Origin of the sequence: Labilibacter marinus, from assembly GCF_001659685.2 — a bacterium.
Lineage (GTDB): Bacteria > Bacteroidota > Bacteroidia > Bacteroidales > Marinilabiliaceae > Saccharicrinis > Saccharicrinis marinus.
Genome location: NZ_LXYE02000042.1, coordinates 35646 through 55882, shown reverse-complemented (window position 1 = coordinate 55882; position 20237 = coordinate 35646). Strand labels below are relative to the sequence as shown.

General features: G+C 35.1%; 15 protein-coding genes. 6 read left to right on the top strand and 9 right to left on the bottom strand.

The genetic code is table 11. The features are described from left to right. Window positions 1-58: 58 nt before the first annotated feature. The 4 genes from radA to panC all read right to left on the bottom strand — a co-directional run bounded on the left by radA (window position 59) and on the right by panC (window position 3214). The gene (radA, locus tag A8L32_RS17410) at window positions 59-1426 is read right to left on the bottom strand and encodes a DNA repair protein RadA (protein WP_066632214.1); all 1368 of its coding nucleotides are present in this window, start codon (window positions 1424-1426) and stop codon (window positions 59-61) included. Window positions 1427-1448: 22 nt separating this feature from the next. After that, a complete protein-coding gene (rfaE2, locus tag A8L32_RS17405) occupies window positions 1449-1946 on the bottom strand; it encodes a D-glycero-beta-D-manno-heptose 1-phosphate adenylyltransferase (RefSeq protein ID WP_066632213.1) in 498 nt (165 codons plus the stop codon). A gap of 67 nt (window positions 1947-2013) precedes the next feature. Then, window positions 2014-2364 carry an aspartate 1-decarboxylase gene (gene panD / locus A8L32_RS17400; RefSeq protein ID WP_066632212.1) on the bottom strand — a complete coding sequence of 117 codons (351 nt, stop codon included), beginning with the start codon at window positions 2362-2364 and terminating at the stop codon, window positions 2014-2016. Next, a complete protein-coding gene (gene panC, locus A8L32_RS17395) occupies window positions 2354-3214 on the bottom strand; it encodes a pantoate--beta-alanine ligase (protein WP_066632211.1) in 861 nt (286 codons plus the stop codon). Before panC ends, panD begins: the two co-directional genes overlap by 11 nt. Before the next feature lie 254 nt (window positions 3215-3468). Between panC and A8L32_RS17390 the strand changes: the two genes are divergently transcribed. The 4 genes from A8L32_RS17390 to glmS all read left to right on the top strand — a co-directional run bounded on the left by A8L32_RS17390 (window position 3469) and on the right by glmS (window position 9750). Next, window positions 3469-4278 (top strand): glycogen/starch synthase, encoded by an 810-nt coding sequence (locus A8L32_RS17390; protein ID WP_066632210.1) that lies wholly within the window; start codon window positions 3469-3471, stop codon window positions 4276-4278. A 42-nt stretch (window positions 4279-4320) separates the two neighbouring features. Further along, window positions 4321-5763: a DUF4270 family protein gene (locus A8L32_RS17385; RefSeq protein WP_075591076.1), complete on the top strand. Its 1443-nt coding sequence runs from the start codon at window positions 4321-4323 to the stop codon at window positions 5761-5763. A 131-nt stretch (window positions 5764-5894) separates the two neighbouring features. Then, window positions 5895-7853: a DUF4954 family protein gene (locus tag A8L32_RS17380; RefSeq protein ID WP_066632205.1), complete on the top strand. Its 1959-nt coding sequence runs from the start codon at window positions 5895-5897 to the stop codon at window positions 7851-7853. Window positions 7854-7914: 61 nt separating this feature from the next. Further along, entirely contained in the window at window positions 7915-9750 is a 1836-nt protein-coding gene (glmS, locus tag A8L32_RS17375; RefSeq protein ID WP_066632203.1) for a glutamine--fructose-6-phosphate transaminase (isomerizing), read from the top strand. Between the two features lie 80 nt (window positions 9751-9830). Here glmS and galE read toward each other — a convergent pair whose 3' ends face one another. After that, window positions 9831-10859, bottom strand: a complete 1029-nt coding sequence (gene galE, locus A8L32_RS17370) for a UDP-glucose 4-epimerase GalE (RefSeq protein ID WP_066632201.1) — start codon at window positions 10857-10859, stop codon at window positions 9831-9833. A 230-nt stretch (window positions 10860-11089) separates the two neighbouring features. On the opposite strand from galE, the gene A8L32_RS17365 reads away from it, so the two are divergent. Further along, window positions 11090-12022: an HU domain-containing protein gene (locus A8L32_RS17365; RefSeq protein ID WP_075591075.1), complete on the top strand. Its 933-nt coding sequence runs from the start codon at window positions 11090-11092 to the stop codon at window positions 12020-12022. 69 nt (window positions 12023-12091) lie between these two features. On the opposite strand, the gene A8L32_RS17360 is transcribed toward A8L32_RS17365, so the two are convergent. Beyond that, complete coding sequence (locus tag A8L32_RS17360; RefSeq protein WP_066632197.1) at window positions 12092-13102, bottom strand: aspartate-semialdehyde dehydrogenase; 1011 nt, start codon at window positions 13100-13102, stop codon at window positions 12092-12094. Window positions 13103-13226: 124 nt separating this feature from the next. On the opposite strand from A8L32_RS17360, the gene A8L32_RS17355 reads away from it, so the two are divergent. Beyond that, window positions 13227-16073 (top strand): lamin tail domain-containing protein, encoded by a 2847-nt coding sequence (locus A8L32_RS17355; protein WP_066632195.1) that lies wholly within the window; start codon window positions 13227-13229, stop codon window positions 16071-16073. A 352-nt stretch (window positions 16074-16425) separates the two neighbouring features. Here the strand turns inward: A8L32_RS17355 and A8L32_RS17350 are convergent, their stop codons facing one another. The 3 genes from A8L32_RS17350 to sppA form a co-directional block, all read right to left on the bottom strand. Further along, complete coding sequence (locus A8L32_RS17350; protein ID WP_066632194.1) at window positions 16426-17238, bottom strand: purine-nucleoside phosphorylase; 813 nt, start codon at window positions 17236-17238, stop codon at window positions 16426-16428. Beyond that, entirely contained in the window at window positions 17210-18286 is a 1077-nt protein-coding gene (lpxK, locus tag A8L32_RS17345; RefSeq protein ID WP_066632193.1) for a tetraacyldisaccharide 4'-kinase, read from the bottom strand. The genes A8L32_RS17350 and lpxK overlap by 29 nt, the downstream gene beginning before the upstream one ends. A 63-nt stretch (window positions 18287-18349) precedes the next feature. Further along, window positions 18350-20113 carry a signal peptide peptidase SppA gene (sppA, locus tag A8L32_RS17340; RefSeq protein ID WP_066632191.1) on the bottom strand — a complete coding sequence of 588 codons (1764 nt, stop codon included), beginning with the start codon at window positions 20111-20113 and terminating at the stop codon, window positions 18350-18352. Window positions 20114-20237: the final 124 nt, after the last annotated feature.

The window sequence follows — 20237 nt, the reverse complement described above, 5'->3', positions numbered from 1 at the left end:
CTTCACCAATAAAATTACAACAAGGGTTTCGATTAAATGCGAAACCCTTTGTTTTTTTTTAGGCAAATAACAATTTAAAAGCTTCTTCTAATTTACTTACTTGAGTAACTTGAATGTCATATTTAACCAAATCAAGTCCCTTTGTAAACTTCGGTATTATAATCTGTTCAAAACCCAGTTTAGAAGCCTCTCCTATTCGCTGTTCAATTCTTGTCACTGGTCGTATTTCACCAGAAAGACCGACCTCGCCAGCCATACAAATTTTAGGAGAAACAGGAATATCTATATTAGAAGATAAAATGGCAGAAACCACCGATAAATCAATAGAAGGGTCATTTACTTTTATACCTCCTGCAATATTTAAGAACACATCTTTAACGGCCAACTTAAACCCAGCCCTTTTTTCCAATACTGCCAACAACATATTCAATCTTCGCAGATCAAAGCCTGTTGCAGACCTCTGCGGCGTTCCATACGCTGCTGTACTAACCAACGCTTGAGTTTCTATCAAGAACGGCCTCATACCTTCAATTGCTGCCGAAATGGACACTCCGCTCAAATTATCATGTTGATGAGACAGTAATAATTCAGAAGGATTTGCAACCTCACGAAGACCATTACTTAACATCTCGAAAATACCAATCTCAGCCGTAGAGCCAAATCTATTTTTTATGGAACGCAAAATTCGATACATATGATTTCTATCTCCTTCAAACTGAAGAACAACATCCACCATATGCTCTAGCACCTTAGGGCCTGCTAGGTTTCCTTCTTTATTAATGTGCCCAATTAAAACCACTGGTAAATTTGTTTCCTTGGCCACTCTTAAAATAGAACCCGTACATTCTCTAATTTGAGAAACGCTACCAGGTAACGATTCAATCGTTTCACTACTTAATGTTTGAATAGAGTCAATAACAAGCAAATCTGGATTTACATTTTTAATGTGACCTAATATCTTCTCTATGGAAGTTTCGCTCACCACCAAGCAATTTTCATTTCCCTGATGAATTCTATCTGCCCTAAGCTTAATCTGCTGTGGACTTTCCTCACCAGATACATACAGTACTTTTTTTGAACCAATACGAAGAGCCATTTGCAAAACAAGCGTTGATTTTCCAATGCCAGGTTCACCACCCACTAAAATTAACGAACCAGGTACCATCCCACCCCCCAAAACTCTATCTAACTCAACATTAGACGTATTAATTCTAGGTAAATCAGAAATTGGCACATCCTTAATTAACTCAGGCTTTGAAGATGCCGTTTCAAAAAAATTCTGTGTAGTTGTAGTTTTGGCATTTGACTTAATCACCACCTCTTCTACATAGGTATTCCACTGCCCACATGCATTACATTTCCCTACCCACTTTGGTGAATCGGTTCCGCAATTCTGACAAATAAATACTGATTTAGTCTTGGCCATATAATACTTTTTAGAAACTTGATTAGCCTTTTAATTCCTGGGCAATTTTATCGATGATATTAGTAGTTGAAAATCCATCTACAAAAGTTATTGTCTCAACAGAACCACCTCTTTGAGTAACGACGTCGTAGCCCACAATATCTTCAATATTATAATCAGCTCCTTTTACTAACACATCTGGCTTAACCGCTTTTATTAATTCATAAGGCGTATCTTCATTAAAAAATACGATTAAATCGATAAACTCTAAGGCCGCTAGAACAATTGCTCTACTCTCTTCATCTACAATTGGTCGCGTAGGCCCTTTTATCCTGCTGACAGAATCATCGGTATTTAAACCTAATAATAAACGGGTACCCTTTTCAGCCGCCTTCGAAAGATATTCGACATGACCTCGATGAACAATATCAAAACAACCATTGGTAAAAACTACTTTTTCATTCGCTTTTTGCCATCGACCAACTATTTTTGAAGCGTTATCCCGTGAAACAATTTTTTCTTTAAAAGATAATTTTTCCATCCGTAGAAATTGTTATAAAAAACAAACCCCGGAAGAACCGGGGTTTATTTCAAAAATAAAAAATCTTTTATACCAATTTGTTAGTTTCCGTATCCGGAAAAACAAATTTAGGTTTAAATGCTTTAGCCTCGTCCAACTCCATCATAGCATAGGTAATTATTATAATCACATCACCCACCGCTACCTTTCTGGCTGCTGCACCATTCAGGCAAATAACGCCCGAACCTCTTTCTCCTTTAATAACATAGGTTTCTAATCGTTCCCCATTGTTATTATTTACTACCTGCACCTTCTCATTTTCAATTATATTGGCTTCATCCATTAAGTCTTCATCAATGGTTATGCTACCAACATAATTAAGGTTTGCCTCGGTAACCGAAACATTGTGTAGTTTAGACTTTACAACTTCAACGTACATTCTGAAAGTTTTTGTAAATCAAATTATCAATCAATCTTACTTCATCTGCAAACACAGCTATACACCCTACAATATACTCACTTTGACTCCAATCGTCAAGAGGTTGCAAGCTATTTCCATCTACAATATTAAAATATTCAACTTCTAATAAAGCAGATTCGTTTATCTTTTCGACTACAAAATTAATAACTTCTTTTATATTTTTAGCAGTCATTAGTTCCTTCGATTCAAATAATGTTTCAGAAATCAATGCAGACTCCTTTCTATGTGCATTACTTAAACGTGTATTTCGCGAGCTCATGGCCAATCCATCAGGTTCCCGAACAATATCTCCTGATAATATCTCTATATCATAATTCAACATTTTAGCCATTGCTCTTATTATAGCTAATTGCTGAAAGTCCTTTTCTCCAAAAAATGCTTTATCTGGCTGAACCAAATCAAAAAAACGACTTACCACCTGAGCAACTCCGTTAAAATGACCAGGCCTAAACTCACCCTCCATCACTTTATCTAACATCCCAAAGTCGAATACTCTTTTATCTTCTTCTGGGTAAACATCCTCCACTGTAGGATAATATAATATCGAACAAGACGACTCTTGAAGCAAGCGCTTATCTTCATCAATGGTTCTAGGATACTTTTTTAAATCCTCCTTATTATTAAACTGAGTAGGATTTACAAAAATGCTCACTACAACCACATCACATGCTTGCCCCGCCTTTTCAACTAAACTCAAATGACCTTTATGAAGAGCTCCCATGGTAGGCACAAACCCAACCGTTTTCCCTTCGATTCTCCACCCTCTAATAATTCTTTTAAGCTCCTCAGACCTAGCTACAATCTCCATATCATTTTTTCAAAAAAACGCCGCAAAGTAAATAATAATATCTGTACAATAAAAGCGGAAATATCACTTGTTGTTCAAAGCCCCTTACTTTATAAATTATATTCTCTTTGATATTTGCTTTTCAACTGACTAACAGCACATACTAGTAGTGTTTTATTTACAATAATAATACTTCACTTTGTTTCCGAACATTATTTTTGCTAATTTTGCACCCTGTTATATTTTTCACAAAGCAATTATCACCAACAATTAAGATGGAAAAAACAAAGGTTTTATTTATTTCCCAAGAAATCACCCCATATCTTCCAGAATCAGAAATGTCGAAAATAGGTAGATTTTTACCTCAAGGCATTCAGGAAAAAGGAAAAGAGATCAGAACATTTATGCCACGATTTGGCTGTATTAACGAGCGAAGAAACCAACTTCATGAGGTTATTCGTTTATCGGGAATGAATTTAATCATTGACGACACTGATCACCCATTAATCATTAAGGTAGCATCTATTCAAGCTGCCAGGATGCAGGTATACTTTATTGACAACGAAGATTATTTTCATAGAAAAGCAACACTTGCCAGTAAGGAAGGTGAAGAGTTTGAAGATAACGACGAAAGAGCAATATTTTTTGCCCGCGGCGTACTGGAAACAACTAAGAAATTAAGATGGGCTCCAGATATTATTCATTGCCATGGATGGTTTACAGGATTAGTTCCTTTATACATTAAAAAGGCCATGAATGAAGATCCACATTTTGCCAACTCTAAATTGGTGTACAGCATTTACAATGACGACTTCAAAAACACTTTCCCTGATTCTTTCCCTGAGAAATTTCAGTTAGAAGGTGTAGAAAATAATGACTACGAAGGCTTAGCTCCATTTAACTTTGAAAATTTAAGTAAGCTAGCTATTAATTTTAGCGATGGTGTTATTCAAGGCAACCCTAATGCTAATCAAAACATTGTTGATTATGCTAAGGCGTCTGGAAAACCATTTTTAGAGTTTCATGATGAAGAAACTTACATTGATGCTTACAATAAGTTTTACGACGAATTAATGGATAATTAATTCAAAATCCTTTTATTAGTGCAAACACTAAATATAAAATTTATGCGAGCGCATTATGTACTCACATGTGTCCTTGTGGCATTGGCTATCTCTTCGTGTGAAGACAATCCTGCTTTAATTGAAGCTGACGACAAATTTCGTCCTGACAACATTATTAATGCTGAAATGTATATCACCTCAAAACAAGAGCTTACTGCTCAAAATTTTGAACAAGATAGTGTTGAATTTAGCGCATATAATTATTTAATGCTCGGTCAGCATAAAGATACTAAGCATGGATCAATCAAAGCCGATTTTACCAGTGAGGTTTCTTTAGGTATTCGTCCGTTAAGAGAACTAAACTATGCTGATACAGTTGAATACGTTTCTACAGAATTTAGGATTCATTACCAAAACAATGCTTGGCTTGGAGACACAGCCGCATCGAATAAAGTTACTGTTTACAGATTAAAAAACTTACTTAATCGCGATGAAAAATACAACTCTAATTTTGATCCCAAAGAAAGAGACTTGTACTATGAGACGCCCATAGGAGAATTGGAATATGTAGTGCGTGACGGTGCTGTAGATACTTTATGGCAGCAAGCCAACTATACGCATCGTTTAGCAATTCCTATAGATGATGAAGTAGGCTTAGAAATTTTTAATGCTGATTCCGCTACTATAACAAACGACGAAGCGTTTAGGGAGCTATTTAAAGGTGTTTATGTTACAACAGAGCAGTTGAATACTAGCGAAGGTTCCTTGCTGAAACTAAACTACAGAGAGCTTGGTCAAGAACTTGCAGTTATATATAGAATCAAAAAAACAATTAAGGATTATCTAGGGGTAAATGATAGTATTGCTTATGACACTATCCCTAAAACTTTCCCGATTAATAAAGAAGGTGCAAAAGCTATCTCGTATAAAAGAAGTTTTGATGATTCTGAAATTGATTTTGACGACACTAATACAGATAAAATATATCTTCAGGGTATGAATGGTGCCATGGCCAATGTAAATATTTCTCAGGAATTTATAGATTACTGGAAAGAAATATTACCTGAACCTGGAGAAAAAAATGATGATATTATCACTAGTATTGCTTCAGTTGAATTATCGTTTTATATAGATACTGTTAGAACTGCATTAACTGAAGGTATTCCATCAAGTCTTAACATTTTTATAAAAGATGATAACGGCGAACTTATTGTTCCTAGATTTGACAGGTCTCAAGAGACCTCCGAAATTGGGCTATTGGCATTTACAGGTGGTGCATTTAGCTTTACTAGTAGTGGACAAATCAAATATACATTTTCTTTTCAAACTGGATTTTTCGAAGAGTTTATCCATCCTACATTACCAATAAATGAGGAGCGAAATTTTAAAGAATTGTACATTGGTATATCTAATCCTAATTTTAGTATTAGAAGAGTTATCTTGAACGGAATGTCCATTAGTGAGGAAAACTCGAACATTACAGTTCGATACGTTGAAGTAAATTAGTTATACTAAACTTATATAAAGTAAACTGCCATACTATTTTCTGTGTGGCAGTTTTTTTATACCCCTATTCTAATAACGTATTCTTTTAGTATTTTAGCATCAAAATCACATATCAATCAGGCTACTTAATCATGACATATAGAGCATTATCTGAAAAGGAAATCAAAACTCTTGAAACGCAAAACTGCCAAGCTATTGACGGATGGGATCAAGTTAAGGTTTCTGATAATTTTAAAAGTTCCAATATCAAAAACACCACTTTTTCAGGTGAGAATTATTTAGGTTTATTTGATAAGACCATAACTATTCCTTCAGGAGGTAAAGATTACAAAGGAATATACAATGTACATCTTCATAACTGTATGATAAAAGATGGATGTTACATAAAAAATATCGGCACTAGTATTTCCAATTATATTATCGAGGAAGATACAATCATACAGAACGTTGGAACAATAAGCGTTGATATGGAATCCTCTTTTGGAAATGGAGTAGTTGTATCTCCTATTAATGAAGCAGGCGGTAGGGAAGTTATAATTTACAACGACCTATCTGTACATACCGCTTACTTAATGGCATTTTATCAGCACAATCCTAAATTTATCAAACAACTTAAGGATACAGTCGGAAAGTACGCAGAAACGCAGAAGTCAACACAAGGAAAAATTGGAGCAAATACAATTATAACAAATTGCAAAAAAATCACTAACATAAATATAGGAGAGTATGCCACCCTAGATGGAGTTGACTACCTAAACAATGGTTCAATCAACTGCTCTGAAAAATCACCAACTTATATTGGAACAGGAGTAGTGCTTGAAGATTTCATCATTCATTCCGATAGTAAAATCACAAACGGTGCCATCCTAAAACATTGCTTTGTAGGGCAAGGTTGTGAGATAGGCGACTTATATACTGCCGAAAACTCAGTATTTTTTGCCAATAGTCAATGCTTACAAGGAGAAGCTTGCAGCATTTTTGCAGGACCATACACGGTAACTCATCATAAATCTACCTTATTAATTGCTGGGTATTACTCTTTTTTCAATGCTGGCAGCGGAACCAACCAGAGCAACCACATGTATAAACTAGGCCCTGTTCACCAAGGAATTATTGAACGAGGTGGGAAAACTGGGAGTGGTTCTTATATACTTTGGCCAGCGCAGATAGGTGCCTTCACAATGATACTCGGTCATCATTACGGTAATCCTGATATTTCATCATTACCATTTTCGTATTTAATTGAGGATGGAGGTAAAAGCGTATTAATGCCTGGGCAAAATATTTTTAATGTTGGAGTTACTAGAGATGTTCAAAAATGGCCAAACCGAGACCAAAGGAAATCAAAAGATACTTTAGATTATATAATTTCTGAAGCTTTAAATCCTTATACAGTAAATAAAATATTAGATGGAATTCAAGTTTTAAAGCAATTACAAGAAAAAGCTTCACCTCAGGCCAAACAACTGCTTTATAAAAACACTCAAATTACATTAAGCTCAATAAATCGCGGAATTAAACTATACGAACAAGCATTAATCAAATATATAGGTGATGAGTTGCTATCTATATTAAATAAAGAGACATTTGACAATATTTGTAATAAATCTTCATTGCATATTGACGAAAGTTTTGTTGATTTAGCTGGTCTAATTTGCAAAACAGACATACTTGAAGATTTCATACAAAAGGTAGATAGTAAAACCAATATATCAGAATGGAATAGTTTTTTCCAAGAACAATTTAATTCGTATAGTGAGTATAAATCTATTCACATTTTAAATGTATTGAAAAGTTACTTTGGTATTGACTATACAAATTGTACGAAAGAAGATCTAGCATCTTTTATGAAACTCTGGCAAGAAAACAATGAAAAAACAAAATCTGCCATTTTAATTGATGCTAAAAAAGAGTTTAACGTTAAAAGTAAAATTGGTTTTGGGATTGATCATCAAGCTGATTGTAGAGTAAAAGATTTTGAAAATGTTCGAGGTAATTTTGAGAACAATTCATTTAAGAAAATAGTTGAAGAGGAATACGAAGAAACGATAGCAAAATATGATCTTGCAATGCAGAAATTAACCAATTAATATACGTGAAAGATCATCCCATTTTGTCACATTTGAAACTTAAAATAAACACCCAAATTATATGTGTGGAATAGTTGCATATGTAGGAGATAAAAAAGCCTACCCAATTTTAATAAAAGGATTACAAAGATTAGAATATAGAGGATACGATTCCGCTGGAGTCGCCTTGATGACCTCAGGAACCCACACCTACAAGTGTTTGGGAAAAGTTAAAGATCTACAAGATCATGCCGATGGAAATATTCTTGATGGGAGTATTGGTATTGGACATACTCGCTGGGCAACTCATGGAGAACCCAACGATATAAATGCCCATCCGCATACTTCCATGAATGGTAAATTCACCTTGGTTCATAATGGCATAATAGAGAACTACGCTCACCTTAAAAAAGAATTGATAAATAGAGGGTACGCTTTTCAAAGCGAAACGGATACTGAAGTATTGGTTAACTTAATCGAAAACATTTATCTAGAAAAGAAGGTAGATGCCGAAATTGCCGTTCGCTTAGCTTTATCAAAGGTAATTGGTGCTTACGGTTTAGTAATCTCTTGTACAGATGAAAAAGGTAAATTAATTGCGGCGCGTAAAGGAAGTCCGTTAGTTATTGGAGTAGGTGATCAGGAATATTACTTAGCCTCTGATGCTTCACCCATCGTTGAATATACAGATCAGGTAATATACATGAACGATGAAGACGTAGCCATTTTGACTAAGGATGATTTAGTTTTAAAAAACATTCAAAATGACTCTCAGAAACCTAAAATACAAAAAGTTGAGTTGAGTATTGAGGATATTGACAAAGGTGATTACGATCACTTTATGCTGAAAGAAATCTATGAACAACCGAACTCGATCTCCGATACTTTTAGAGGAAGGATTTCGATAGACAAAACAAATATATTTTTAGGAGGCATTATCGATGTGATGCCTAAGCTAACTCAGGCAAAAAGAATCATAATTGTAGCTTGCGGTACATCATGGCATGCAGGTATGGTTGGTGAGTACTTGTTTGAAGAATATGCGCGAATACCTGTTGAAGTTGAGTACGCTTCAGAGTTTAGATATCGTAATCCTGTTATAAATTCCGATGATGTTTTAATTGCCATTTCTCAAAGTGGTGAAACCGCCGACACCTTAGCTGCTATTAAAATGGCTAAAGAACAAGGTGCAACTATCATAGGAATCTGTAATGTTGTTGGCTCTTCAATACCTAGAGAAACTCATGCAGGTGTTTATACTCACGCAGGTCCTGAAATTGGAGTAGCATCGACTAAGGCTTTTTCTTCGCAGGTAACAGTGCTTACCATGATGGCATTTATGCTTGGAAGAAAAAGAGGTTTATTATACGATGAGTTATATAAGGAGCTAATTCATGAATTAACTTTAGTACCTGAAAAGATTCAAACTATTTTAAAATCGGCAGATTATATAAAAGGTATTGCCGAGTTATATAAAGATGCGACTAATTCTCTTTATTTAGGTAGGGGTTACTTATTCCCAGTGGCTCTAGAAGGAGCCCTTAAGCTTAAAGAGATATCATACATTCACGCAGAAGGATATCCTGCTGCTGAAATGAAGCATGGCCCTATTGCATTGATTGATGAAAATATGCCTGTTTTTGTTTTAGCAACAAAAGATAAGTCCTACGAAAAGATTGTTAGTAACATTCAGGAAGTGAAAGCCCGAAATGGTAAAGTTATTGCTGTAGTAACTAAGGGTGACGAAACTATTAAGAAGATGGCGGACCACGTTATTGAAGTGCCCGATTCTCACGAAGCAATTGCTCCATTATTAACGGTAGTACCATTACAAATTATATCGTATTACATAGCCGTAATGAGAGGTTGCGATGTGGATCAACCACGTAACTTGGCCAAATCTGTAACAGTTGAATAATTGATATTAACATCACTATAAAACACAAGAGGCTTTCTCGTTTGAGAAAGCCTCTTTCATTTTATTTAAAGTAGAAGATATTACTCTATTCCTCTAACATTCTTTTCCCATTTCCAGGCAGAGGCTAAAGTCTCTTCAAGTGTCTTCTCTGACTTCCAACCTAACTCACTATTTCCATACGAAGTATCTGCCCATATCTTCTCGATATCACCAGCTCTTCTATCTACAACTTTATACTTAAGGTCCACTTTATTTACCTCAATAAATGCTTTTACAAGTTGCATTACTGAATAACCTTCTCCAGTTCCTACGTTAAAAAACTCGTAGTTGGCTTTCTTTTTATCTTCAATTAAACGATTAATAGCCACAACGTGTGCTTTAGCCAAATCAACTACATTAATATAATCACGAACCGCTGTTCCATCTGGAGTATCATAATCTTCTCCAAAAATACTTAACTCATCACGTAAACCTGCAGCTGCTTGAGTAATAAAAGGCACTAAGTTATTTGGAACTCCAAGAGGAAATTCTCCAATTAAACCTGACTCATGTGCACCAATTGGATTAAAATAACGAAGAGCGATACAATTTAATTCCTCATTTACTTTACAGAAATCTCTCATGATATCTTCACAAATAGCTTTTGTATTTCCATATGGAGACTCAGCTTCTTTACGTGGAGTAGCTTCTGTTACAGGTAATACATCTGGCTGACCATAAACAGTACAAGATGAAGAAAATACAAGATGCCTTACATCATACTTTCTCATTCCATCCAATAAATTCATTAAAGAATTTAAATTGTTACGATAGTACTCTAAAGGTTTTTGAACAGACTCGCCTACAGCTTTAAATGCTGCAAAATGAATGATCGCCTCAATTCCATCATACTTTTGGAAGAATTTATCTGTTAAAACACTATCTGATAAATCAAACTGCTCAAAAGAAGGACGAACACCACTAATTTTTTCGATGTTATCTAAAACTTCAATTTTTGAATTAGACAAGTCATCTACAATAACTACATCAAAACCTGAATTTTGTAATTCAACAACAGTGTGCGAACCAATATAACCAGTTCCGCCTGTAACTAAGATTTGCTTACTCATATCGTATATTAAAAATTATAACTTCTAACACTTATCAGCGTAAAATTAATAAATAAAGTCCTAATTCAAAGAATTATTTCATAACAAAACATGTTAATTAACTGTTTTTAAAACAATTAAACTGGTCGGTACTGGTCGGTATTGTTTAGTTTTCAACAGGTTATTAACACATGTTGAAAAGAGTACTGTACATCCACGATTTTTTTTCTTAATTTTGTAATATGCTTAACATGGAAAAACATATAAACGACTTACTATACTTATATGATTGTGTAATAATTCCTGCACTAGGAGGATTTGTTGCAAATAACAAAAGTGCGGAGTTAAATGAAAAAACGGGCGTATTTAGTCCGCCACGAAAAGAAATTGGTTTTAATAAAAGCCTGTCCCATAACGATGGACTATTAATCAATCATATAGCTACAAAAGAAGGCATTAGCTACGAAGCGTGTAATACTAAAATTACCAAGCATGTTAATGTTTTAAAATATCAGTTATCTCAAGGGGAAACAATTTCGTTTGGCATTGTAGGAGATTTGAAAAATGATGCCATTGGAAACATCGTATTTATCCCGAATCAGGAAGAATCTTTTTCTACTAATTCGTTTGGTCTGTCCACATTTCATTTTAATACGCTTGAGCAGATTAAAGACCAAAATGAACCTACACGACAACTTGTTAGAAGAACACTTCGTGCTAAAAGTACACGCCAGATTGCAGCTAGTGTAAGTTTAATCATTGGTTTATTGTTTGTTTCTCCAGAAATTAACGACGTAAACCAACAAAGTAATTTCTCAGATTTCTTACCAAAAGTTAGTAACACTGAGGTTAACGAAACTATTGCAGAAGAGGAAGCTCCAGCATACAAAGTAGCTAAAGAAGAAATTAAACCTATTGAAATTATAGAAGAAACTATAGAACCAGCAATAGTCAAGAATAGTTATTTTATTATAGCGGGTAGCTTTAAACAAATGAAGCCTGCTGAGCAGTTCTTGAAAAAACTTCATAATAAAGGAATTGAGCAGGCTGAGATTCTTGAAGCCAACAATCGCTTTAGAGTTTCTCTACAAGGTTTTACCAATAGAGAACTTGCAGTAGAAGCATTAAGTAGTTTCAGAAAGGAAAATGGACTTAGCTCCTCTTGGCTATTTACAAAAAGATAAAAGAAGTAACCAGATACAAAAAAAGCTGCTCCGACAAGAGCAGCTTTTCTATATTATAAACTAACACAATTACTTAACTAAACCTTCTGCAATCATATATTCTGCAATCTGTACAGCATTTAACGCAGCACCCTTCTTAATTTGATCGCTTACACACCAAAAAGTAATACCATTTGGATTAGAAATATCTTTTCTAATTCTTCCTACAAATACATCATCCTCGCCAGCTAAATAATACGGCATTGGATATTTATTTTCCTTCGTTTCATCAACCACGGTAATACCCTTCATTTTTTCACATTCTTCGCGAAAAGCTTCAGGTGTAACAGGTTCTTCTGTTTCCGCCCAAATAGCCTCTGAATGCGCTCTCATTACAGGAACACGAACTGTAGTTGCACTAACCTCAATATCCGAATGCATAATCTTTTTAGTTTCATTATACATCTTCATTTCCTCTTTAGTGTAACCATTATCGGTAAATACATCTACATGAGGAATTACATTAAATAGTAACTGATGCGCAAATTTCTCAACAGTCAACTCCTTATTTTCTACAAACTGCTTAACCTGCTCCTCTAATTCAGCCATACCCATAGCACCAGCTCCACTAGCCGACTGATAGGTAGAGATATGAACTCTTTTAACATGCGAAAGATTTTCTAAAGCCTTTAAAGCAACTACCATCTGAATAGTTGTACAATTAGGATTTGCGATAATATTACGTGGTGTATTTTTACAATCCAAAGCATTCACCTCAGGTACCACCAATGGCACATCATCTTCCATACGGAAAGCACTAGAATTATCAATCATGATAGCTCCATGCTTCGTAATGGTTTCAGCATACTCTTTAGATGTTCCTCCTCCAGCAGATGTTAAGGCAATATCTATATCTTTAAAATCATCATTATGTTTTAACTCCTTAACCGTAATTTCTTTTCCTTTAAAGGTATATTTATTACCCGCACTCCTCGGAGAACCAAATAAAACCAATTCGCTTAAAGGAAAATCGCGTTCCTCAAGTACTTTCAAAAACTCCTGTCCTACTGCGCCACTCGCACCAACGACTGCTACTCTCATTGAACTCTGTTTAATTATTAATAAATAAATTACGACTAAATAAAACAATTTTAGTAAATTGTATATAGTAGTAATGATGACTTTTATCATGCAAAAATATTCAATTTAGACCAAACCCAATGCTATGACTCGCTTTTTTTTAATATTCTTTTTAATCTGCAGCAATATTTCTGCTCAATTTAACGAGACTTGGGAAAATTCAGACTTTTCTTCCCCTATTAATTGGCAAGGAGACCTTAATAAATTTGAGATTGAACCTGCTGAAAATATCTTAAAACTAAATGCCATAGCGGAAATTTCAGATGCTTACATTTCCACTCAGAGTAATGCTATCAACAATGCGGTTTGGGAATTTTCGCTATCCATGACTTTTAATCCTTCCAGCTCAAACTATGCAAAAATTTTTATTGTAAGTAACCGAGCCGAATTCAATGACGAAATTGAAGGTTATTACGTGATGGTTGGGAATACACAAGACGAGGTTTCCTTATGGAAGAGAAAAAATGGTTCAAACACTAAAATCATAGATGGTGCGGATAAAATATTAAACACTTCTTCCAATCATGTTTCTATCAAAGTTACACGAGACGATAATGGGAACTGGGAACTATATTCTAAACTTGATGAAAGTTATAATTTAGAAGGAGTAACGCAAGATTCAGAAATCAATAGCTCATCTTATTTTGGGATTTATTGTAAATACACTTCTACTCGTAGTGATAAATTTACTTTTGGCACCATAAACGTAACTGGAGATAGCTTTGCAGATAAAGAGCCACCTATGGTAATATCGCACCAATTAAAAGCTGGCAATCAATTTAATTTCGTTTTTAGTGAAGATATTAATTCCGAACTGATAAGCTCAGATAACTTCATCATATCTTCAAGTAATACATCACCAGATCGTATAGATGCGGTTAACAATGAGATTAACCTATACTACAATGATTATTTAGCAGATACTCAGTCAGGACAGATTCATATTAAAAATATAGAAGATCTTCACCAGAATATTATTAATGATACCACCCTAAGTTTTTCTTATGAACGCATTAAACTGGAAGGTAGCAAGGTATCTAATCCCACTTCTATTGAATTAACTTTTAATAAGAGCCTTGAAGAAAGTACTCTTAATGAAATTCAAACTGAAGGAGAACTAAATGCGAACTTCTACGAGTCAATAAACGATTCTTGTGTGCTTTTAAGAACAACAACTGAAATAATTCCTGATAAACCATACGCCTTAACCCTTTCTAATGTTAAGGCTGATTTTGGCGATATTATTGAGCCTACCACATTTAATATTACCTATAGAGTTCCTCATAGATTTGATATTGTATTTTCAGAAATTATGCCCGATCCGAATCCAAACGTTGGACTTTCCGATACCGAATACATAGAAATTTATAATCGTAAAGACTATGCTATCAACTTAAAACATTTCACGCTATCCATTAATGGCAAAACGGTTATTTTACCGGATTACAATTTAGGCGCAAACGAATACCTTGTTATTATCAATGAAAATTATGTAGATGAATGGCCTAGCGACATATCAATTCTCCCCATAAAAAGTCTAGCAACACTACCTAACACTTCTGGCTCTTTAATTCTGTCACATCCAAACAGATTAGTTAGTGATGTTTTAAAATACCCAATACCATTAAAAGAAGCTAATTTTAAAGATGATGGCGGTTGGTCTCTCGAAAAGATTGATCTAGAAAATCAGCAAAAGGAAAGTAATTGGTTATACAGTGTAAATAATAATGGCGGCACTCCTGGCGAAGAGAATTCTGTGAATGCAATAAATACGGATGAAGTAGCACCAACCATTAAATATATTTCATTCGTTAGTGCTATCCATTACGAAATCACCTTTTCAGAATCAATCAACCCTGAGCAAATCGAATCACTCAATACTGTCATTGAACTTGCTGATATAATTCAAAAAGAAATTACCATTGATTCTATATTTTACGATAAGCTATCGATACATCTATCCAAAAATTTAACAGAGAAAATAATTTACCTTTTAATTTTTTCGGAAGACTTAGTTGACTACGCTGGGAATAAACTAAAAACCCATCATCAATACAAAATAGGTGTTCCGGAAGAAATTGACAGCTTTGATGTATGTATTAACGAGATATTATTTAATCCCGTACCTGAAGGGACAGACTTTATTGAACTCTACAACCGCTCCTCAAAAATTTTATTACAAAGCGACCTTTACCTCTCTTCCATGAGTAATTCAATTCCTGATGAATTGCATCCGATAGATAATAAAAATCAATTGTTCTTTCCAAATGATTATTTGGTGATCAGTGAGGATGTATCCGCACTTACACAAACACATCAGCATGCCAATTACATCTTTACAAATGAAAACAATATACCTTCAATGAGTGATGATGAAGGCAACATTGCCGTTACAGGACTCGATGGAGCGGTATATGATTATTTTGAATACACCGATGATATGCACTTTGAATTATTAAGAGATAAAGAAGGAATTTCTCTAGAACGAATTAATCCGAATACGTCTACTATCAACTCCAACAACTGGCATTCTGCATCGGAGCAAAGCGGTTATGCTACGCCTACTTTGCAAAACTCACAATTTTCAGATCATGCAATTTCTTCGGACTCAAAATGGGTAAACCTCGACAAAAAAGAATTTAGTCCTGATTCGGATGGAAGCGATGATTTTGTACAACTCGACTTTAAACTAGAGAAACCTGGGTGGACAGCAAACATATCGGTTTTTAATAAACACGGTCAGTTAGTTAAAAACCTGGCCGCAAACGAACTTATGGGTACCCATAACCACATTACTTGGGATGGGACAACCAATACTTTTAACAAAGCACCTATCGGCATTTACATTATTTTTGTTGATCTTTTTTCATCTTCAGGAGAAAGAAAACAGGAAAAGCTTACTGTGGTTGTTACTGCTGGTGTAAGGAGATAAAATACACTTAGCACTTTTTTTCATGCACAAGTACACATGATTTTGCACTAGTACACACCATTCGTTATCAAGTACACTTAAAATTTGGGTATGTACCATACAACCATGGGCAAGTACATCTATTTTTGCACAAGTACATACAAAATACTCTCATGTACAATAGGTTCGTGAGCAAATACACGTTTTCATTGACAGGTACAATGTTTTTTATACTCTCCCTTAATGTTTTGGCACTGGTACGGATGAAACGTGGTGAGGCACTACTAAATTTAGGAGAAATAAAAACCGACTGAGGAAGATCCCTCAAGCCGGTATATATTGTAAATGCGAATACTTTTGTTTCGCCTATGTTTTATAGCGTTGCCACCAACTCCTTTATTACTAAAGTCATGATTGGTTCTGCTTTAGCCGCAACTTCTTGCACTTCTTCGTGCGAAATTTCAACAATCTCACCCGGGACACCTGAGTCAGTTACTATAGAAACACCAAAACAAGTCATATTCATATGGCGCGCTACAATTACCTCGGGAACTGTAGACATTCCTACCACATCAGCACCTAAAATACGGAACATCTTATATTCGGCAGGCGTTTCAAATGTAGGTCCAGAAGTACCTACATAAACCCCACGTTTTAGGTTCAGGTTATTTTTATCGGCAATTTCAAAAGCTCTTTTAACCAGCTCTTTTGAATACGGTTGACTCATATCAGGAAAGCGTGGCCCCAAATCATCAAAGTTTTTACCCATTAAAGGGTTATCGCCAAACATATTGATATGATCATCAATAATCATCACATCACCTACTACAAAATCAGGATTTAAACCACCACTGGCGTTACTCACCAATAGCGTTTCAATACCCATTAGCTTCATCACTCTCACAGGAAAAGTAACTTCTTTCATGCCGTAACCTTCGTAGTAATGAAAGCGACCTTGCATAGCCACAACCTCTTTACCACCTAGGGTTCCAAAAATAAGTCTACCGTGATGTCCTTCTACCGTTGAAACTGGGAAATTTGGAATCACATCGTAATCCAAAGTGCTCTTAATATCAATTTCCTCAACTAATCCTCCCAATCCAGTACCTAAAATAATTCCGATTTTAGCCTCCGTTTTGGATTGCTCCAATATATAATTAGCAGTTTCTTTTATTTTGCTCAACATAGCTAATAAGTTTTTCTTTAAATTCTTGTTGTTTCTCGTTTAATATCTCTATTTCAATAGGTACATAAAACAGTTTTGACCTTAGACCTGACTCTTCTTTAATGATTTGCTTAAATCTAACAGCATCTTTTTCTGTTGTCAAAATATATTTATTTTCCCCTTCAATTTTCTTGAATTTATCCATTATTGCTTCAATATCTTTCTCAGAAAAATGATGATGATCTGGAAAATTTATTGAACTCACCCTATTACTTAATGTCTTCAAATGAGTAATAAAAGGCGCTGAATTAGCGATTCCGGTTACCACAATAACAGTTGATTCCTGCAGTTTCTCTTTATCAAGTTGACATCCCGTAAACACATTCAGAACACTCTGGTATCCTACTTTTGAGAAATACACAGGCTGTTTTTTTGATGGTTTTATCTTTCTAATATAATGATCCTGGTCTGCCTTTGATAAATCATTAGGACACTTGCTAAAAAGAATAATATCCGCCCTTTTTTTTCCATTCATCGGCTCCCTCAACTCTCCGGCTGGCAATATTATATCTTTCCAAAGAGGCCTATTATAATCTATTACCAAGATACTTAATCCAGGCTTTACATATCGATGCTGATAAGCATCATCCATCACAATCACATCAGGACTATTATTTAAGGATAGCAACGCTTTAATTCCCTCTACCCTCTTTTCGGCCACAGCCACGGTTAAGCCTTCAAACTTATCTTTTATTTGCTTAGGTTCATCACCAATATCCGATGCTTGCGATTTTTCATCGGCAATTAACACACCTTTTGTGGCTCGTTTATACCCACGACTCAACAAAGCTAGTTGATATTTATCCTTTAAACTATTAATGATAAACTCGGTTAATGGTGTTTTTCCTGTACCTCCAACTGTAATGTTTCCAACAGAGATTATAGGTAACGAATATGCCTTAGATTCTATTTTTCCTATGTTAAATAATAAATTGCGCATACGAACTACCACACCATATAGTAATGATATAGGTAACAACAATATCCGTATGTATTTTACAACTTTCATATTCGAAAAAAAAGGCCGTCTTTTACTAGACCAGCCTTTCTATTTTGCAAAGATATATAAACTTTAATTGAGCTCCAATTCGTAGGGCAAACGAGCTTGCATTGGGTCAGCTTCTTTTAAACCTTCTAATAACTTAACCTGCTCTATACTTAAACCAAACAAAGACTGAGACATAAAAGCATTAGCTTCCGACTTCATCCCTTTAAACATTTCCTCAATAGGCGATAGCTTCTCTGGCATCTCTTTGATTCTACAAAGCTCTAAACCAGCTTTTTCTTTGGCTATTTCAATGGCTCTATTTAAACCACCCATTACATCAACCAATTTTTTATCTACGGCATTTTCTCCGCTCCAAACTCTACCCTCTCCAACTTCTTTAATCGCATCCTTGGTTGTATTTCTACCATCGGCACAAACCCCAGTAAACACTTCATAACCTCGCTCCACATAATTCTGCATCATTGCTTTTTCTCCCGAAGTAAATTCACGAGTAACTGTTGGAAAATCGGCATATTTATTGGTTTTTACTCCATCAAATGAGATACCCCACTTTTTAGTTAGGCGCTTTAAATTAGGGATTCTGGCAAAAATACCAATTGAGCCAGTAATGGTAACAGGGCTGGCCACAATAGTATCTGCCTCGCAAGCGATATAATAACCACCTGACGCCGCTACATCACCCATAGATACAATAACAGGCTTCACTTCCTTGCAAAGCTTCACTTCTCTCCAAATAATATCTGAACCCGCAGCGGAACCTCCGGGAGAGTTTATTCTTAAGACTACCGCTTTAATACCTTCATCTTCTCTCGCCTCACGAATAGTTTTACTTAACTTCTCGGACTTGATTCCTTCATCTCCAAGATCATCAATGGCTCCTTCGGCGTAAATAACTGCAATTTTATCTTTAATTAAACCCTTAGTTTCTCTAGGTACATAAACCGATTTGTAATCTGCAAAATTTACTTGTTCAATGTCATCATCTTCATCTGTTTCTGTTAATTCTTTTAACTCTAACAGCACCTCATCTTTGTATTTAAGTCCGTCAATAATATTCGCCTTTACAAAAACTTCATTCTCCGAAAACATACCACCATTATCTGCTATGGCATTAATTTCTTCCGGAGTAATACCTCTTGATGCTGAGATACCTGCCTTAACATGTTTCCAAATAGAATTTAAATATGTGATGGTTTGTTCTTTAGCTGGTTCACTCATACCATCTAATAAAACAGGCTCAACAGCCGACTTAAATTTTCCGTGTTTGAAAACGTAGTAGTCCACGTCAAATTTATCCAACGCACTTTTATAATACATTCTTTCGGTGCTTATACCTTTTAAATCCAACATTCCTTGCGGTGGCATATACACTTTTGTTGCGGCTGAGGCCAAATAATATCCTTTTTGCGAATACATTGGCGCATAGGTATAAATAAACTTACCCGAATCTTTAAAAGCAACTAAAGCTTCTCTAATTTCATTCAAAGTAGCGTAACCAGTCATTGGGTTTCCACACTCTAAATAAATTCCATTAACATTTTTATCGCGACTTGCTTTTTTTATTTGAAAAAGAAGGTCGTTTAAGCCTATTTGAGATACTGAAAATGGAGAGTCACCGAATAAATCCGCAAAAGGATCGTCTACTCCTCTATCTACAATTGCTTTATCTAGGTTAATTGTAAGTAAAGTTCCTTCCTCAATTTCCGTTTCTTTTTCTCCTGCAGAAGCCATGGAGGCAATGACTCCAACGAATAACAACACTATGAATATTGCAGTAACAATTGACCCTACCACCGTTAGAAGTAGTGATTTGAAAAATTTTGCCATAATTTTGAGCTATTTTTGTGATTTGTGTAATACAAGCAAATATATTAAAACATATTATTATACTAAGCCGAGTTGGATTAAAATTAAGAGCTTTACATAGCTCAACACAAATTGTAGATACAAA